General features: G+C 45.6%; 2 protein-coding genes. Both read right to left on the minus strand.

What is annotated here, in order from left to right; all coding sequences use genetic code 11:
• Window positions 1-809 (minus strand): hypothetical protein (locus VN105_RS19930; protein WP_325643458.1); only part of this gene is annotated, 809 nt, incomplete at its 3' end.
• Window positions 810-898: 89 nt separating this feature from the next.
• Entirely contained in the window at window positions 899-1,567 is a 669-nt protein-coding gene (locus tag VN105_RS19935) for a C40 family peptidase (protein ID WP_325643460.1), read from the minus strand.
• Between the last annotated feature and the right edge of the window lie 112 nt (window positions 1,568-1,679).

Here is a 1,679-nt window from a genome sequence, read left to right on the forward strand (position 1 = left end):
GGAATATCTTCTACAGGAATCCTTTCCTGGTAGATCTCCGTGTAGGTATAATCGTGCTCCATAAAATGATGGGTAGCACTGGCTACGTTGCCGTCGTGCCTTACCAGGGATTTCACCGGGTAAAGGGTCAGCATGTCATTCAGGTAAGCAGTGGCTCTCCAGCGGATAGCCCAGGAGCTTACCTTTCCGTTCTTCTGCTGGTGCAGCATCCTGAAAAAAGGATAACCTCCCCAGAAATCAAAAGCTCTTTTCAGCCCGCTTTTTTTTATTTTTTCAATAACCGTTTCGGTATCCCTTTCAAACTTGTTCCAGGCCCTTGACCAGGTGCCCCAGCCCAAACAGCCGGGATCGTGGATCATAAAAGTGGCTGGCTTATAATCTGCAGGCATTTCGATCGGGTAAAGATAACCGTGAATAGCGATCACCTTTTCATTTTGCTCATATTTCCAGAGGCCATCGTTCATGTATTGCAGAAAGTAGGGAGATACTGCCAGGTCATCTTCCAATACAATTACTTTTCCATGTTTAGCAATCACTTCAGTAACCCCGTCTATCACGGAGGTAGCCAGGCCCTTGTTCTTTTCTGCTTCCAGCACCACCACTTCCTTACACCATTGCCTGCTGTGCACCACTTCCCGCGCCTGTTTTACCAGGGCTACCTGTTCAGGAGTGGCATTGGCTTTGGGGCCGTCGCAATACACATAAAGCGTACTTTCTCCTGCTTCCCGGTTTTCACTCAGGTGCTGTAAAGTGCTCAAAGTCAGCTCTGGCCGGTTGTATACAAATAATACGATGGGAGCGAGTTCCATGATATGAAAAAGTACTGCGCAGTGCAGTTGTTAAGTTAAAACGGTAAAAATCGTATAAAAATAACAATAAAACAAATATGTAGAGGTGGCTACAGTCGTCCTCCGCCGGCAAAGTAACGTTTCCAGTAGGGTTCATTCAGATCGCTGATCATGACGCCTGCACTGGTAGAGGCGTGAACAAATTTATCATTCTCCAGGTAGATGCCTACATGGGAAATACGTTTATGATGGATCCTGAAAAATACCAGGTCGCCTTCATGAAGATCATGCGGCTTTATTCTTTTCGCCTGTGTATACAGATCGGCTGAGTTACCGGAAAGACCCATCTGGAATACAGTATTCATGAGGGTATTCACGAATCCCGAGCAATCGATCCCGTCTCTTGTTTTACCGCCAAGCCGGTAAGGTGTACCGTACCAGTCGTCGATAAAGCCATACAGTTTCTGGTTCAATACATCTTCTACTGCCACATCGAGCAACTGTGCATATTTGAATTGCCAGCTCTGTGCATTTTCCAGGTTGGCGCTGCCCCTGGTAATATTCCTGCTGATGCTGATATCCCTGTTGCCGTCACGGGAAGTATTGCGGACAGGGCGTTTTGTGGCAATGCCATCTATAAATTCAACCCGGTTATTATTAGCTGTAGCTGGTACGCTGCTGTGTTTCTTAGCGGTACCTTTTTTTAATGAAGCGCAGGAACTGAGCGATAATGCACATATCGATAACTTCACAAGCAGGTGTCCCTTTACTCTGATCATAAGCTTCTGGCTAAATTTTCGCTAAAATACAAATATATAGGGATTTACAAATGTTGATTTAAGCGAAGTTTGTCTGACGCGGAGTTTGTCTGACTCAGGATTAAACTGATTA

This window comes from Chitinophaga sp. (assembly GCF_035564935.1).
In the GTDB taxonomy this organism is placed as follows: domain Bacteria; phylum Bacteroidota; class Bacteroidia; order Chitinophagales; family Chitinophagaceae; genus Chitinophaga.